The sequence below is a fragment of the Rothia mucilaginosa genome (genome assembly GCF_964210535.1).
Taxonomy (GTDB): domain Bacteria; phylum Actinomycetota; class Actinomycetes; order Actinomycetales; family Micrococcaceae; genus Rothia; species Rothia mucilaginosa_F.
Map to the genome: position 1 here is coordinate 41537 of NZ_CAXOMR010000014.1, position 15843 is coordinate 57379.

Annotated in this window: 10 protein-coding genes and 1 pseudogene; all 11 read right to left on the reverse strand. The window is 63.1% G+C overall.

Going from position 1 to position 15843, the window contains the following annotated elements:
• Positions 1–18: 18 nt before the first annotated feature.
• Positions 19–3060, reverse strand: a complete 3042-nt coding sequence (locus tag AB8C10_RS05940; protein WP_368867152.1) for a DEAD/DEAH box helicase — start codon at positions 3058–3060, stop codon at positions 19–21.
• A gap of 268 nt (positions 3061–3328) precedes the next feature.
• On the reverse strand, positions 3329–4210 hold the full coding sequence (gene tatC, locus AB8C10_RS05945; RefSeq protein ID WP_368867153.1) for a twin-arginine translocase subunit TatC: 882 nt from the start codon (positions 4208–4210) through the stop codon (positions 3329–3331).
• A 132-nt stretch (positions 4211–4342) separates the two neighbouring features.
• Positions 4343–4588, reverse strand: a complete 246-nt coding sequence (tatA, locus tag AB8C10_RS05950; RefSeq protein WP_005506024.1) for a Sec-independent protein translocase subunit TatA — start codon at positions 4586–4588, stop codon at positions 4343–4345.
• Between the two features lie 438 nt (positions 4589–5026).
• A complete protein-coding gene (locus tag AB8C10_RS05955) occupies positions 5027–7369 on the reverse strand; it encodes a helix-turn-helix transcriptional regulator (protein WP_368867154.1) in 2343 nt (780 codons plus the stop codon).
• Between the two features lie 138 nt (positions 7370–7507).
• Positions 7508–7903 carry an FKBP-type peptidyl-prolyl cis-trans isomerase gene (locus tag AB8C10_RS05960; RefSeq protein WP_005508667.1) on the reverse strand — a complete coding sequence of 132 codons (396 nt, stop codon included), beginning with the start codon at positions 7901–7903 and terminating at the stop codon, positions 7508–7510.
• Positions 7904–8029: 126 nt separating this feature from the next.
• On the reverse strand, positions 8030–9091 hold the full coding sequence (locus tag AB8C10_RS05965; protein WP_368867155.1) for an FKBP-type peptidyl-prolyl cis-trans isomerase: 1062 nt from the start codon (positions 9089–9091) through the stop codon (positions 8030–8032).
• Between the two features lie 228 nt (positions 9092–9319).
• Positions 9320–10792: a Pup--protein ligase gene (pafA, locus tag AB8C10_RS05970; RefSeq protein ID WP_368867156.1), complete on the reverse strand. Its 1473-nt coding sequence runs from the start codon at positions 10790–10792 to the stop codon at positions 9320–9322.
• Positions 10793–10819: 27 nt separating this feature from the next.
• Complete coding sequence (locus AB8C10_RS05975) at positions 10820–11014, reverse strand: ubiquitin-like protein Pup (RefSeq protein WP_368867157.1); 195 nt, start codon at positions 11012–11014, stop codon at positions 10820–10822.
• A 252-nt stretch (positions 11015–11266) separates the two neighbouring features.
• Positions 11267–13078 carry a depupylase/deamidase Dop gene (gene dop, locus AB8C10_RS05980; RefSeq protein ID WP_368867158.1) on the reverse strand — a complete coding sequence of 604 codons (1812 nt, stop codon included), beginning with the start codon at positions 13076–13078 and terminating at the stop codon, positions 11267–11269.
• Between the two features lie 116 nt (positions 13079–13194).
• Complete coding sequence (gene arc, locus AB8C10_RS05985; RefSeq protein ID WP_368867159.1) at positions 13195–15021, reverse strand: proteasome ATPase; 1827 nt, start codon at positions 15019–15021, stop codon at positions 13195–13197.
• A 372-nt stretch (positions 15022–15393) separates the two neighbouring features.
• Positions 15394–15843, reverse strand: a pseudogene (locus AB8C10_RS05990) (tRNA (adenine-N1)-methyltransferase); the annotation flags it as partial.

Genomic DNA, 15843 nt, shown 5'->3' on the forward strand with positions numbered 1-15843 from the left:
TGTATCGCTAGGCGCGGGTTAGACGTCCAGTGCGACAACGCCGCGGCGTACCGCCTCGATGGCCTCTTCACAGCGGGCACGAATGACCGGGTCCAGGGAGCGGATGTGCGCGATCTGGTCCAGGGCGTCCAGTACCTGCTTTGCCCAGCGCACGAAGTCGCCGGCAGCAAGGCCGGTGTCCTCGATTGCCTTAGCGAGGTGCGCGCCGTTCGCCCAGGCGTACATGGGCTCGACCAGCCCGAAGTCGCAGGCGGGGGTCGGGTTGACCTTGAACTGTTCCTCGGCGGCGTTCAGGTCGGCGAGGCGCTGCGTAATCGTCGCAATGGGTGCGCGCAGGGACGGGTGCGGGTAGTGCGCCAGGTACTCCACCGCGTCGCGCTTACCCTGGTAGGTCAGCGCGGCAACGGTTGCAGCGATGGCGGCGGGTTCCAGCCCGTCGAGGAAGTGCGCGTCCAGGCACAGGGCGGTCAGCAGGTCGCGCTCGCCGTAGATGCGACGTAGCGCCTGTCCGCCGGTGGTCAGCGACAGCTCGCCGTCCTCGGTGCGTTCCACGTAGCCGTAGCTCTCCAGAAGGCGCGAAATGCGGTTGAAGACCTGCGCAATCGTATTGGTGCGGCGCGCAATCTGACGGCGCAAACCTTCCGTCTCAGAATTGAGCTTCTGCCAGCGCTCAGCCCAACGCATGTGGTTCGCGCGGTCGGAACAGCCGTGGCACGGGTGGTTACGCAGCTGAGCCTGCAGAGCCTCCAGCTGCGCGTCAATACTGTTCTGACGAGCCGGAATGTTCTGCTGCGCGAGCGCACGCGGGGCGCGGCCGTCGTAGAGCGCCTGGCGCATGCGGCTTGCGGTGTCGCGGCGTTCCTTGGGGGTCTTCAGGCTCAGGCGCTTGGGGATTTTGATGCGCGAGACCGGTTCGATTGCGCCCTCGAAGTCGCGGGTTGAGGCGGTGCGCTGGTGCGCCTCCTCGGTGACGATGCCGATGCGCGGGTCGGCGTGCGAATCGGAGCGGGTGACTACGACCGCGTAGCCGCGGGAGCGGCCGTGCGGAATGTAGATGATGTCGCCGGGCAACAGCTGCTGGATGCTGTGGTGCGCCTGGGCGCGTGCGTGGCGTTCGTTGCTCTTGGATGCCTTCTTTTCCAGCTCGGCGATTTGGCGGCTGAGCTGTACGTATTCGGTGAAGTCGCCCAGGTGGCATGCCATGGCTTCGCGGTAGCCTTCGAGGGCGCTTTCGTTTTTGCGTACGCGGGAGGCGACGCCCACGACCGACTTGTCTGCCTGGAACTGCGCGAAGGAGGACTCCAGGATTTTGCGGGTGCGTTCGGCGCCGTAGGAGGCGATGAGGTTCGCCGCCATGTTGTAGGTGGGGCGGAATGAAGAGTTCAGCGGGTAGGTGCGGGTGGAGGCGAGGGTTGCCACGTGCTCCGGGGACATGCCGGGGCGCCACATGACGACCGCGTGGCCTTCGATGTCAATGCCGCGGCGGCCTGCGCGTCCGGTCAGCTGGGTGTACTCGCCGGGGGTGATGTCTACGTGGGATTCGCCGTTGTACTTGGTGAGCTTCTCCAGGATGACGGTGCGTGCGGGCATGTTGATGCCCAGCGCGAGGGTTTCGGTGGCGAAGACCAGCTTGATTAGGCCCTGTGCGAAGAGAGTTTCTACAACCTCCTTGAACAGGGGCAGCAGACCCGCGTGGTGCGCGGCGATACCGCGAATGAGGCCGTCACGCCACTCGTAGTAGCCGAGGGTGTTCAGGTCGCGGGTGTCCAGGTGAGCGGTCGCCTCCGCAATGTAGGCGCGGATAGTCTGCTGCTGCTCGGGGGTGGTCAGCGTAATATCGGCGGATACGCAGTGGCTGACCGCACCGTCACAACCGGCACGGGAGAAAATGAAGCAGATTGCGGGTAACAGGCCCTGCTTGTCGAGGGCGCGCACCATCTCCGGGCGGGTAATACGCTGCGGACGCAGAGGCTTCTGCTCGCCGCGCGCATCAAACTCCCGGTCGTTACTGAAACGATCATTGCTGAAACGGTCACGACGGTTCGAGCCGCCGCGCTCGCCGCTACTGAACGTCTCATTGAGCCAGCCCTCACGGCGGTGGCGGAAGCGTTCACGCTTGCCGCCGTAACGACCGCGACCCGGACCGGAACGGAAGCCGGGACGTAGCGCCTTCAGCTGCGGGTTCAGGCGCAGACCGGCAAGCAACGGGTTAGCGTCCGCCTCCACGGATGCGCCGCGCTGCTTAGCCTTCTGTGCCTTCTTCGCCTGCTTGCGGGAGAGCTTCTCCTCCGGCTCCTGGTTCTTGCCATGTGCCGAGTTGTCTTCGGGTACGAACAGGTCCACCACACGGTGACCAACCATCATGTGCTGCCACAGGGGTACCGGGCGGTGCTCAGAAACAATAATGTCCGTGCCGCCGCGCACCGTATCCAGCCACGCGCCGAACTCCTCAACGTTCGACACCGTCGCCGACAGGGAAATAACGTTCACATGCTCGGGAAGGTGAATAATCGCCTCTTCCCACACCGCGCCGCGGAAACGGTCCGCCAGGTAGTGCACCTCGTCCATCACCACGTAGCCCAGACCGGTCAGCGTAGTCGAGTTAGCGTAGAGCATGTTGCGCAGCACCTCGGTGGTCATCACGACCACGGGTGCCTCCGTGTTAATGCTCGTATCGCCGGTCAGCAGACCCACATAATCTTCACCGTACGCGCGCACAAAGTCGTGGTACTTCTGGTTGCTCAGCGCCTTAATGGGGGTCGTGTAGAACGCCTTCATGCCGCGGCGCAACGCCAGGTAAATACCGAACTCACCCACGATGGTCTTACCCGCACCCGTAGGCGCGGCAACCAGGACGGAGCGGTCCGCCTCCACGGCGGCACACGCCTGACGCTGAAAATCATCCAGCGGGAAATCAAGGGACGCCTCAAACGCGCCCAGAGCGCTCTTAGCGTACGCGGCGCGCTCTCGGGATGCGGCGTATGCGGCAGCGTAGTCGGTGCCGGAGGAATCGTCAGGGGTGTGTGCGTCAGAAGTGTGCTGTGCGTGGTGCTTGCTCATAGTATGTCCAGTGTAACCGCTTGCCCGCCGCGCACCTTCCGAAAGCGTCACGGACGGGCACTAATCCGGTATGGGCGAACAGCGAGCGCATCCGGCGCGGTATAACGCTCCCTGTGAATCTCGCTATGGAGGTGCCGCGCGAGCCGGCATTGGAAGCTTTCCCGGCATGCGAATCTGGGCATGCGAATCTGGGCATGCGAAAGGGGCGGGGCACAGAACCTTTCTGTACCCCGCCCCTCGGCGATATCACTCAACGCGAGCTATTGAATTAGGAAGTCTTCTCGTCCTCGAAGTAACCCATCTTCGCCAGGTCCTCGGCGCTGGTTGCAGTGTTCAGGCTTGCTTCATCCGAACCCTGCGCCAGCTTGGCAAGCTTGCGGTCGCGGCGCTTGTCGTTAATCATGCAGATGCCGATTGCTGCGAAGAAGAAAATCAGCAACGGCGCCATGAGCACGAACATCATCATGATGTCGCTACCGGGTGCGGTCAGTGCCGCAATCACTGCGACCAGGACGACAACCCAACGCCAAGCCTTCAGAATGGTCGTGCCGCGAATCAGGCCCAGCATGTTAATGCCAACCAGAATCACCGGGATGATGAAGGCGCAAGAGAAGGTGACGACGAACTTCAAGATGAAGGAGATGTACAAGCCCGCGTCAATGTAGTTACTGTCGTTGAGGGGGGTGAACTTCAGCAGTGCGTAAACCACGCCGGGGAGAGTGAAGTACGAAATCGCCACGCCGCAGCCGAACGCAAAAATGGATGCGGTGAGGAAGCCGAAGAGATACTTCTTCTCCTTGGTGTGCAGTGCCGGCAGCAGGAATCGCAATGCCTGGTACAGCCAGACGGGGGACGCGATCACCAAGCCGATGTACATACCGACCTTCAGCAACTGGTCGAAGGGGGATGCGACGGAACCGTAGTTCAGGTTTGCGTTGCGGCCGGTTTCTGCGTTGATCTGCTGCAGGGGCGCAGAAATCATGTCAATGAAAGGCTGGTAGAGGAAGACCGTACCGATGATGGCGGCGATGATAGTTGCGATAGCCGCCTTGATGAGGCGGTCGCGGAATTCGCGCAGGTGTTCCTTGAGTTCCATGCGTGCTTCAGGATTAAGTTTGCGGTTGCGCACGTCCTGGTCAGGTGTTGCCACGTGGTGTCCTCTGGGTGTCGGTGCCGTGTGTGATTCGGCTGAGGGGGTCTGGTGGGGTGTTTATGGGGTGGTGCCGCAAAACCCGTGCCGGCCGGTGGGCTGGCACGGGTTTGGTGCGTTGGGGCGGGACCGTTACTTGGTTTCGGTCTTGCCGTCCTTGCCGTTGTCTACGACCTCAGCGGTGACGACCTCTTCGCCGTCCTTCTCGCGGGGGTCCTTCTTGGAGTCGTTCTTCAGACCCTCAACTTCGGTCTTGAAGATGCGCATGGACTGACCGAGGCTACGTGCCATACCGGGCAGCTTGGGTGCGCCGAAGAGCAGGACGATGAGGAGGATAACGACGATGATGGTCGCGGGGTGGCTGAAAATCTGGCCCATGGTGGTGTGCCTTTCTAGTTAGAGCAGGTCTCCGATGTTTTGAGGTTGGCCGAGTCGATCTCGTCGGGAGACCCGTCGCTTGATCCGCTCAGACCTGCGTGTCTGCTTACCTTGTTCGTAGTTATTGTATGCCTCGGTGATGGGTGTGAATACCCCGAGGGTGGTGTCTCGCGGGAGTTTTCGGCTTGCGTTCGCTTGCGCGGCGTCGAATTGTCCCTCGATTGACTCGACCCAGGTTACGGTTTCGTCAAGGAGTGTGAAACCGCGAGTGAGTGCTTTGTAGGTGAACCATGCCAAATAGAGGAGCGAGCAGATGATGAGCGCGCCCCATAGCAAAATCCAGAACCACCAAGACATGAGCACCATTATACAAGTTTTAGGTTAATGTTTTGGCCCCTTGGACGGGTTTTTAGGGCGTTTTTGCTTGTGGGTGAAGTTCTATTTTTCTGCGGGCACACCTGCAGGCACATCTACAGACGCACCCCTGCGGCTACTCGCGTTGAGGATGCGCAACTGCTCAAGCAACGCCGCGCGCAGATGCGCCGGGCCGACGAGCTCCAGGGCGCCTCGGTGCGCGATAACGGTATCGAGGATGTTCTTATCGCCGGCACCGGCGATGTTGTTGTAGTGCACGCGGACGTGGGTGGTTTTGGTGCCTTTTCGGGCGTGCTCGGCGCTGCGGCGCTTGTAGGTTGCGGTGAGGTTTTCGAGGGTTTCGCCGCTGGGGGTGTGGTCGGTGGGGTGGATGCGCAGCTCGACACTGGGGTTGGTGGTGGTTTTGTGCTGCTTGGCATGCCAGTCGTTGACGGTGCTGTCGTGGTTGGGGCCGATGTAGTGGGCTTGTGCTTCGCCTGCGGGCGCGTAGCTGCTGATGCGGGTGAGGCGGAAGTTGCGCCAGAAGACGGGTTCGACGGGGGTGGGCTCAGCGCCGGCGGAAGCGGCCTTCTCCCCCGCCGCGCTCGCGGGCCTCACGTTCTCAGCGGCAGGGCTCTCAGACAGCGTGGCGAGGTGGCGTGCCTCGCTGGCGCAGCACCACGCGTGCAGGTAGAGGCGGTCGCGGTGCAGGGTGAGCGCCACCGGGTCGACGACGCGTTCCGCATCGCGGGTGCTGTTGCCGTAGGTGATGGTGAGGGCGCGTCCGCTGACGAGGGCGGCGCGCGCATCCTGCAACAGGGGGTCCTCGGGCGCGAAGAGCAGGTGCTTCGCGTAGTCGGCGGTGCGCGGGTAGGCCTCCGCGAGCGCGGCGAGAATCGCGGCCGGTCGCGGGTCGCCGGGGTACATGAGGTCGGCTGCGGAGAGCGTGAAGACGAGGATGGCCAGCTCGGTATCGGTGAGGCGGGCGTAGTTGAGCAGGGTGAGGGACGCGGCGCCGTCGCCGAATTCGGGGAGCAGGTTGGTGCGGGCGGGGGTAGGCGCGTCGGGGTTCTTAGCCTCGGAGTAGAAGGGCACCTCGTCGAAGTCTTCGTAGATGGCGTTGATGATTTTGTCGAGCTTGGCTGCGTTGTCGTTGTCGACGCGGTAGAGGGGGTTGAGCTTGTTGAGGGGCATGGGCGCCTCGTCGTGGACGTCGGCCCAGCGGTCGGCGCGGTGCAACGCGAGGATGAGGTCGTCGAGGGCGTCGAGGGCGTCGTTGCGGGAACGCTGGGTTGTGGGGAACCACTTGGTGGGGGTTTCGGGTTCGCCGGTGTGTAGGGCGATGAGGTCGCGCAAAAGTTCCTGCTGGGCGGCGTGGCTGTCCTGCTGGCGGCCGGTCACGGACGCACCGGATGCGGAGTTGCCGGTGTTGTGGCGCGGCTGGATGAGCCATCCGGCGCAGGTGGCGTCGATGGCGCTGTCTACGGCGCCGTAGGAGGGCACGGTGAAGGGTGCGGCAGGGTCCCCGGTGCCGGGGTTGGGGTCGAGTACAGCGAGAGTCTCTTCGTAGCCGCTGATTTTCTTGAGGCGGGTGCGGGCCTCGTAGGCGGGGTTGATGGGTGCGGGGTCGGTGCTTGAGAACACGTCGAGGCTTCGGATGCGGTCGGTGCGGTAGGTGTAGGTCTTGCGCTCTTCGGGGGTTTTGTTGCCGAGGGGGAAGTGCGCGACGAGGTACCAAGACCCGTAGCTGTAGATGAGGCCGGCGACGCTGACCTTCTCGTAGGTTTTGATGTCTCCATCGCTGCCCTGATAGGTGAAATTGAGGGTCTTGCGCTGGGCGTAGGCGGTGAAGAGTTCGTAGAGGTGCGGGTTGTCGCTGAAGTGCAGGCGCTGGATGTGTTCGCGGTAGGCGTGCAGGTCGCGGGCGCGCTGTTTGACGGTTTTGATGAGGGGCGGCTGGTTGTCCCGTTTGATCTCTTCGATTCGGGTGACGTTAGCCGCGGTGAGCGCCTCGTCGGTGAGGTGCTCGCTGGTCAGCGCAATCTTGCGCAGGATGCGGTAGGCCTCGTCCTGCAGTTCGGTACCTTCCCAGCCGCGCAGCTCGGCGTTGAGGAGGCGGAATTCTTCGGCGGTGGGGTTCCACGCGGTCAGCGAGTCGGGGGCTTCTGCGTTGAGGCGGTAGCGTCCGGAGGTGTCGGTGGTGAAGTGGGTGATGCGCGCGCCGGCGTCACGCAGGGTCTGCTTAGCGCGTTCGAAGGCGCGTTCGCTCGCCTCGGAGAGCGCGGCCCCCGGGGCGGAAGTCTTGATGCCCAGGAGGCTGAGGAATTCGTCGCGGCTGATACCGTTGCGGCGGGTGGCTTCGTCGGGGGCTTCGGCGACGGTGGCGAGGCGGTTCAGGGTCATGAAAAGCTGAGCTGCGGTGGACATGATTCCATCATACCGTGTGTGTTCCGCGGCACTTACTCAGCGTGTGGGTACGCAAAAGCCCGGCGCCCCTCCCACAAACGGGAGGAGGCACCGGGCTACATGTCTCTAACGCAAGATGCGTGAGAACCTGGCTAGTCCTTAGCGGACGTCCAGCAGGTCCACCACGAAAATCAGGGACTCGCCGGGCTTAATGACCGAGCCAGCGCCGCGGTCACCGTACGCCATGTCGGCGGGAATCTCCAGGCGACGACGGCCGCCGACCTTCATGCCGAGCAGGCCCTCATCCCAGCCGCGGATAACCTGGCCAACGCCCACCTGGAACGGCAGCGGCTCGCCGCGGTTCCAAGAAGCGTCGAACTCTTCACCGGTGGAGAATGCAACACCAACGTAGTGGGTGAGCACGCGGGAGCCGGGAACAACCTCAGCGCCTGCGCCCTCGATCAGGTCGGTGATGACCAGCTCGGTGGGGGCGTCGCCCTCGGGGAAATCGATTTCGGGCTTTTCGCGGTCGAGGTTACGCTGACCGAAAGACATGGGTGTCTCCTTTGATTGGTTCGAAATGAATCGAAATAGTGGGTGCGCCCGCCGCCCATACAGGATAGGCGGCGAGCGCGGTATAAAACCGTGAAGTAAAACTACGGTAAAAACGTGGGTGCCGGGTTACTGTGCGGTAGCCGAAGCGGTGGCCGCCGGGGTTGCGGTCGCAGAAGCATCAGCGGTTGCCGAGGCGGACGCCTCCGCAGCAGCCGCGCTAGAAGCCGCCTGAGCACGCTGCAGGGTCTGCGGGTTCTCCTCCGCGCCCAGAATATCAACCACGAACACGAGGGGGCCCGAAGGCTTGGAGCCGCCGGTGTCGTTACCGTACGCCAGGTCCGCCGGGATGACCAGCTCAACGCGGGAGCCGACCTTCTTGCCCTTCAGACCCTGAGTCCAGCCCTTGATAACGCCCTGCAGGGAGATACCCATCGGGGTGGCGGCGTTGTAGTTGCCGTCAACGACCTTACCGTCGGAGTACTGCACGCCAATGTAGCGCACGTACACGGTGTCGGTTTCCTTGACCTCGGCGCCCTCGCCCTCGATGAGGGTCTTAGCGGTCAGCTCGGTGACCTCCGGCTTGTTATCGGGCAGCTTAATTTCAGCCTTGCCGGTGGACTCATCCAGGGTGAAGGACGGCAGCGACGGGTCAGCCTCAACAGCCTTACCGGTTGCGTACTTGGGCAGCTTTGTCTTCACGGTGTACACCTCAACGTTGGTTGCGGCGCCGGGCGAAGCGGTCGTAGTGGTCACGCCCGCGGTGCTACGCTGCTGCAGAACGTTGGTGGTGTACGAGAAAGAACCGCCAACCTTAATCTTCTTCAAGGTTTCGTACACCTGCGGTGCAGCCTGCTTCAGCTGGTCGTTAATGGGCAGCAGAATCGGCTCGCTGGAGTATGTGGAACCGTTAAGCTTGCCGTCGGTGCCGTTGAACACGGCAGCCTCAACGAGCACGTAGTCACCATCGTTGATGGAGTCGCCGTTACCCTCCTCAATCACGTATGCGGAGGGGCTAGAAGCGGCGAAGGGAGTCGCGAAAGACGCCTCAGGCTCAGCGGTTGCGTGCTTCAAGGTGTACTGCACCTTGGACAGGTCGCCGTTGCTGGACTGTGCGCCACATGCGGACAGTGCGAGCGCGAGAGCTGCCGCGCTGGCGCCAAAGATAGTGAGCTTAGAGCGTTTGGTCATGGTTATCCTCTGGGGTTTTCTGTGAGAGTGGGGCGTGTGAGTGCCCGTGTGCCACAGAACAGTTTACAGGTATAGGTTTAGCTGTTTTATGCTACGGCACGTAGCTGTGTTCAGGCTGTGTAGCGGCCGGGGTGTTCCCGAAGGCCCAAGAACCCCGACCGCTGGCGGGTTTCCCCTCATCAGGGCGTTTCTAGCGGTGCTGTTTAGGGGGCCGTCTAGCAGGGCTGTTTAGCAGGGCGGCGGGAATGCCGCCTCCTGATGCTGACGCGCCTTAGACTCCAGCAGGCTCAGCACCTCTTCCAGCTCCTCGCTGCCGGTAGCGAACGGGTCCTTGCACACCAGCGTGTGCTGCGGGTACGCGTTGAGCTTCAAATGCACCCAATCCACGGTGAACTGCTCCCCCGCCGCAACCGCCGCATTAATGAAACGCGAACGCTGCAGGGCGCGAGTATTCGGCGGCTGAGTCTTCGCCGCCTCCGCGGCACCCTCGGGCAGGATGCGCTTGACCGCACCGCGACGAACCAGCGCATGGAAGACGCTACGCTCCGGGTCGATATCGTGGTACGCCAAATCCAGCTGACGGATGCGGGCGCTCGCATAATCGGCGGGCTGACCAGCCGCGCGGGCGCGGGCAATATACGCGTCCAGGAGCTTCTTCTTAATCGCCCAGTCAATCTCCGTGTCAATGCTGCTGTAGTCGCCGGACTCAATAGCGTCCAGGGTGCGTTGCCACAGGTCCAGGGCGTATTCCACGTGACGGTGGTGCGCGCCGTACTGCTGCACGTACTGGCGTGCCGCATCCAGGTAGTGACGCTGAACGCTCAACGCCGTGTAGTGCTTACCGTCGGTGGTTTCGAAGGTTGCGGTGCCGGTCAGATCGTGGCTGATAGCGCGCAGAGCCGCCGGAACAGACACAATATCCAGGCTCGTAACCGGGAAGCGATCCTCCAACATACGCAACACCAGGTCGGTACTGGCAATCTTCAGCAGGGTCGTCGGCTCCGCCATATTCGAGTCGCCATTAATGACGTGCATGCGGCGGAACTTCGAAGCGTCGGCGTGCGGCTCGTCGCGGGTGTTAATGAGCGGACGAGCGCGGGAGGTCGAGGTGGATGCCGCCTCCCAAATGTGGTCGGCACGCTGCGAGAACGAGTACGACGGCACACCCGTGCTGGATGCCGGGTCGGTCGAACCGGGCACCGGGCCGCCCTTCGGGTGGGTCTTACCGGCACCAACCAGAATCTGGCGGGTCACCAGGAACGGCACGAGCTGGGCAATTAGGTCGTTGAACTGCAGTTTGCGGCTGATCAGGTAGTTCTCGTGGCTGCCGTACGAGTTGCCCGCCGAATCCACATTGTTCTTGAACAGGTACAGTTCACCGTCGAGGGGGCGGCCCTCCGAACCGGCGAGCAGACGCTTGCGGGCGGTACGCGCCAGGTCAGCAAACAGCAACTCACCGGCACGTTCCTGCGCGAGCAGCTCATCAATGCTGCCGCACTCGGCGGAGGCGTACTCGGGGTGCGAACCCACGTCAAGGTAGAGCCTACCGCCGTTGGGCAGGAAGACGTTCGTTGAACGCCACTGATCCAGGACGGGCTTGAAAAGGGCGGCGGCGGATTCTTCGATGCTCAGCCGACCGATTCCGTGCGGGACGTAGCTGAGCCCGAATTCGCTTTCAATGCCGAAAATACGGTGTTCCATGATGCTGACCCGGCGCAGGTGCGTCGGTTACTCGCCGCCCTTCTGGACGAAGCCGGTGACGAAGTCTTCAGCATTCTCAGCCAGCAGGCCGTCGATTTCGTCGAGCAGCTCGTCGACCTCGCTCACGTCAGAAACCACGTGAGAGGCGGCGAGGGTCAGTTCCTGCTCCTGCTCGGTTGCGGTGGTTTCGGTCTGCTGTGCGCTGATGCGTTCGCGGCTCATGGTTCTCTCCTTCAAGGGTTTTGTTCAGGCCGGTTAGGGGGCGGTCTGAACGTCAAGTGATGGGGTCAGGCGGGGTGCTTAGACGTACTGCTGGAGGCGGTACCGGGCTGATATCGGGGCGCTGCGCGCCGACTGTCACAACCTAGATACTGCACCCTACCTGTGGGTTATGTGGTTTTTACTCTTCCGAATGGGGGTATCCACCCCAGGGAAGAATATGAGTTTATGTGGGTTTGCGGCTGCGAGGCGTTACTAGCGCAGGCGGTTCAGCAGCGCATCCGAATGGTTCACCTCATCCAGCAGCGGCTCCACCTCGGCGGCACCGTAGCGGGTCGGCTCCATCATCGTAAAACGAGTCAAATCCTTCGAATACCTGCCACGGCACGAGACCGTATCCCAGTTAATACCCAGAATCTCCTCGGGCCAACGCGCCATCAAAGTGCCACGCAAAAACGCACGAGTCTCACGCGGCGGCTCGGTCGTCGCACGCTCGACCTGCTCGGCAGAGAACAGCGTGCGCATGCGCCCGCGCGCCACCAGACGGTGATACAGGCTCTTCGACGGGTCAATATCAGCGTACTGCAAATCCAGAGCCTTCAACTTCGGATTCGCATAATCTACGCCCTGAGCGACATAACCGCGCACCAGCGCATACTTCGCCACCCAGTCCAGACGATCCGCCAGCGAGAGCGGGTTGGTCTCCAGGGCATCCAGAACCTCGCCCCACAGGTCGAGAATCTGCGCGGTCGCAGCATCCACGCCCGCCGGGTTCGACTCTTCGTGCGCACGGGAGGCCTCATAGTAGGCGCGCTGAATCTGCAGGGCGCTCGCCGAACCGCTCGTCGACACCGGGTTCGGCAGGGTCGCCGAAGACGGCGCCAACGGCAGCTGAACCGACAGCGACAGGTCGTGGCTGACCGCGTGCATCGCCGCTACCGGATCGGACAGGCGCACACCCGGCAGCACAGGGTGCTGCTCGCTGTGCGACTCAATCAGGTTCATCACCAGCGCCGCCGTACCGAACTTCAACAGGTTCGAATAGTGCGACATGTTCGCGTCCGCCGGAATCACGTGCAGGCGGCGGTACTTCGACTCATCCGCATGCGGCTCATCGCGCGTGTTCACAATCGGGCGGCGAATCGTGGTCTCCAGACCAATCGTGCGCTCAAAGAAATCAGCACGCGAACTAATCTGAAAACCCGGAACCTCACCGTGCGTACCAATACCCACACGGCCCGCACCCGTGAAAATCGCGCGGGTCGCAAAGAACGGCAGGAGCGCATCCGCCACCTGCTCAAACGGAACCTCGCGGCTGATTAGGTAGTTCTCATGCGCGCCGTAGGACTGGCCCTTCGAGTCGGTGTTGTTCTTGTACAGCTTCACCTGCGGCAAATCCTGCGCGTGGTTGCCCAGCTCCACCAGCGACTCGTACGCCAGCGCGTCACCGGCAGCGTCATAGAGCACTGCGTCGGCGGGGGTCAGAACCTCCGGCGAGGAATACTCCGGATGCGCGTGATCCACATACAGGCGCGCACCATTAGGCAGGATCGCGTTCATGGTCACGCGGTCCCAGTCCAGACGCTCCGGGAAACCACCGCGACCGTGCACACCGGCGAGCGCATCTAGAGCGCTCCGCGGCTCGGCGGGTTCACCCGGTGCCTGAACGCCCGCCTCGCGCATAATCTCCAGGGCGATATCTTCGCTGGTCAGCTCGGTGCGGGTGTGCGTCATCTGGCTCGAGTGGGCGGTGGATGCGTCCTGAACCTGACCGAACGCATCACGCAGCGGCGATTCGGACTCGCCCAGCCACTGACCCTCGGGGGTAGCGGTCGAGTAGTTCTCTGCCTGGCGTGCCTGCTCGGCGGTCAGCTCATCCGCCAGGGCGCGGCGCTGCAGCTCCTCGCGGAAGGCGGCGCCGCGGCGGAACGCCAACTTGGCGTAGGTGTTGACCACCAGTGCGGACAGCACGGTCGGGTTGGTGCCCGGCGCGGAGGGGGCGATGACGCCGTACTCGGTTTCGGCACCCATAATGCGGTGCACGCCGTAGCTGGGGGTGGAGTTCATGGGGTTCTCCTGAAAAAATCTATACCATCTAAAGGCTTTGGACCTGCGGTAATGCTGGGGTTGATGCGGGATAAGCGCGGTGTGTGGGCTGAGCGCACGGTTGAGTGGGCGCGGGTTTAGCGCGGCGGCTCCACCGACACCAAGCGGCCACGCACACCGGCAACGGTAAGCGCATCCTCAATATCGGGCAGCGGCGGCAAGTCCACCTGATCCTCAAACTCGGCGCGTACCGCCTCCAGCAGGTGGCGGGTACCAATACCCACACCCGTTGCGTCCTCACCGGCGGTCAGCGCCTGTAGCTGCTCCTTAATCGCCGCCTTCTTCGCGCGGTCCACAATATTGCGAATCACCGCACCCGACGCGAAATCGCCGCGGTACAGCGTGTGCGTGGAGAGGTTCGCGCTCGCGCCAGAACCAACGACCATGGAAGAATCCACGGTCGCCACAGCGTACGCGGTGGAGGGGGTGCGTGCGTACAGCTGGCCTGCCGCCGCCGCAATCATCGAGGTCAGGGCAGCCTGCACGGATCCGGCGGCAGTCACCTCCGCAGCGTCCAGGGGCAGGTCCTCGGTCAGGTACAGACCGAAAATCTCTGCCGCACCGGCGGCATCCGGGCGGTTGATACGAATCTTCAGGTCGAGTCGACCCGGGCGCATCACGGCGGCATCAATCAGGTCTTCACGGTTGGTCGCACCAATCACGATGACGTTCTGCAGGGACTCCACGCCGTCAATTTCGGCAAGCAGCTGCGGCACGATGGTCGTCTCAATATCGGAGGAACGACCCGAACCGCGCATACGGAACAGCGACTCCATCTCGTCAAAGAACACGACGACCGGATGGCCCGCCTCCGCCTTCTCACGGGCGGCAACGAAAATATCGCGAATCTGGCGCTCGGTCTCACCCACGAACTTATCGAGCAACTCCGGGCCCTTAATGTTCAAGAAGTAGCCGCGGGTATTCGAACCCGGGTTCAGCGCAGCCGCACGCGCCGCCAGGGAGTTCGCCACAGCCTTAGCGATCATGGTCTTACCGTTACCGGGAGGGCCGTAGAGCAGAATACCCTTGGGCGGTGCCAGGTGGTAGCGCTCGAAAATCTCGGGGTGCAGGTACGGCAGCTCCACGGCGTCGCGAATCTGCTCAATCTGCGCGCCCAGGCCACCAATCTGCTCATAGGTGACGTCCGGAATCTCCTCAAGCACGAGCTCCTGCGAGCGGGATGCGGGCACCTGCGAAGTAATCATGCGGGTGCGGGTGTCGAGGGTAACCGCGTCGCCGGTGCGCAGCTGCTCAATATCCAGGGAGCCAGCCACGCGCGCCACCTGCTGAGCACCCGAAGAGGTATCAACCAGCACGCGCTGCTCATCCAGTACCTCGCGCACGGTCACCACGTCACCGAAGGGCTCGGTGTCCAGGGCAACGACCGCCTCGGTCTTGTCGTTGAGCAGCACGGTCATGCCGGGGGTCAGCGTTGACAGGTCAATGAGCGGGGACACGGGAATACGCATCATACGGCCGCCAACCTGCACGTCCAGGTACGTATCAATCTCGGCGGGGGTCTTATCATCAGCGACCTGCTCGTAGGTCATGGTCTGACCCTCATGTACCGCCAGCACAATCGCCGAGTTCAGCGGCGGCATGACGTTCTGTGACAGGGACGCGCGCAGGCGCTCCACCTGGTAGCGCATGCTGGTGATCGCCTCAACGAGCTTGCGGTTCTTCTCCCCCGCACCACGAATCTGTCGGCTCATATTGTCGCGGGTTGCCTCCGCCGCGGAGAGTCGACGCAGCACGGCGTCATACTCCTGCGCGCTGACCGGCTGGGAACCGGGCAGGGAGGTTGAACCGAACGCGGCGGAGTAGTGCGGCGCGGCGGATGCGGCACTGTGCGCGGTGCCGTGCTGCGGGGTTCCGTTGCGGTCTGCGGATTCGTGGGGGGTCACGGTCTCTCCTATGCGTGTCCGGGCGGGTCGGGCTGTTGCGGGCGGGCCCTTCGGATTGCCTCGATGCGCGGGCTCCGTCAGGGCCGCACCGAGGACGGGGTTGGTACTTTCAGTCTATCGAGAACGCGCGGCTCGGCTGGGGTTCGGGGCGCCAAATTCTCTGCGGGTTCACATGCTGACCCCGCAGTTCGCAACTGTTCCCCGCTCATCCCGTCGGTTTTAGATTTTTCCAGCGGTTCGGGGCTCATGTCCCGGCGTTTCAATGTTCAGAGGGGTTGGCCGGGGGCGGCGTGTGCGGAGCTTGAGAACAAAACCTGCGGGCGCGCCGCGGGGGCACCGGCTGATACCCGTGCCCCCGCGTGCCCGTATGAGTTATTCAGCCGCTTCGACGTCCTGAGCGGTCTCAGTATCCTGCGCAGCCTCGGCGGTCTTCTCAGGCTCCAGGCCGTTCTGCTCCAGCGCAATCTCGTTCGCGCGTGCGGCGTGAGCGGCGAGGTTCTTCGCATCGCGGGCTGCGCGGCGAATCTTCTTATCGGTCACCTCACGCTCACCCACGTTCATGGGGATCCACGCGTTCATATCCTCTTCAGAGAAGTCAGTCTTGGATGCGCGACGCTTCGGTGCCAGGCGTACCGCACCGTCAGCGAGGCGGCGGGCCACGACCAGGAACGCGGTGTGTGCCACCATGCGGTGGTCGGGGCGGACCGCCAGGCCCTCCACGTGCCAGCCGCGCACAATGGTTTCGTCGCATTCGGGTTCGGTGAAGCGGCCGTCCAGGCGCATGCCCTCAACCAGGCGGGACATCTGGGTTACGGTCGCAAC